Origin of the sequence: Agrobacterium sp. GD03872, assembly GCF_029840625.1 — a bacterium.
Lineage (GTDB): Bacteria > Pseudomonadota > Alphaproteobacteria > Rhizobiales > Rhizobiaceae > Agrobacterium > Agrobacterium fabrum_A.
This window is the reverse complement of the sequence record NZ_JAOCCY010000044.1, coordinates 1-808: the sequence shown is the minus strand read 5'-3', so window position 1 is coordinate 808 and position 808 is coordinate 1. Positions and strand designations below refer to the sequence as shown.

General features: G+C 58.0%; 1 protein-coding gene. It reads right to left on the bottom strand.

Features of this window, described 5'->3' with window-relative positions:
- Positions 1-57: 57 nt before the first annotated feature.
- A complete protein-coding gene (locus N5D22_RS27125; protein WP_072492862.1) occupies positions 58-759 on the bottom strand; it encodes an IS6 family transposase in 702 nt (233 codons plus the stop codon).
- Positions 760-808: the final 49 nt, after the last annotated feature.

Sequence of the window (808 nt, the reverse complement as noted above, 5' to 3'; positions counted from 1 at the left end):
GGCATCGTAAAGTTAACTTCAGCGAAGCAAACGCGTGACGCCCGCCACGTGCACTGCTCATGCGCGAGCGATCTTCGCCCATAGGTTCATCGCCGCTGTGCGCAGTTCGCGATGATGGCTGGAGGGAATGTCGTGGCGCGGGATGTGGAAGAGGTTGGCAATCGGATCATGGATGGAAACGAAGAGTTGCAGATGTCGCTTTGACTTGAAGCGCTTCATGATCCGCTCTCGCCGTCGGATCGGCTGGTGGGAATTCTCCGCCCGATTGTTCAGGCCTTTATGGGAGCGGTGCTCGACACCGGGCATGATTTCCTGCTTTGCGGCGCCATAGGAGCGAAGCTTGTCGGTGATCATCACGCGCGGCGATCGTCCCTGGCCTTTCAAAAGCTTGCGCATCAGGCGCTTGGCCGCCTTGGCGTCGCGGCGGCTTTGCACCAGAACCTCCAGGACAAAACCATCCTGATCCACGGCGCGCCATAGCCAATGCTTCTTGCCCCGGATCGAAATAACGACCTCATCGAGATGCCATTTATCGCCGAGTCGGCCGCGCGAACGTTGACGGATCTGGTTGGCGAAAGTTCGTCCGAATTTCTCTGCCCACAGCCGGATCGTTTGATGCGAGACAATGATGCCACGAGCGGCCAGCATGTCTTCGACCATCCGCAGGCTCAGGGGAAAACGGAAATAGAGCCACACCGCGTGGGCAATGATTTCAGCGGGAAAGCGGTGGCGACGGTAGAGCGGATCACGGTCTGTCATGCCTCTTCATCGCCTATCAAGCCCCAAGTTCCGTTAACTTTACGATGCC

What these genes read in the sequence shown, in the direction of transcription:
- N5D22_RS27125 (WP_072492862.1), bottom strand. Translation starts at nt 759, where the DNA reads ATGACAGACCGTGATCCGCTCTACCGTCGCCACCGCTTTCCCGCTGAA.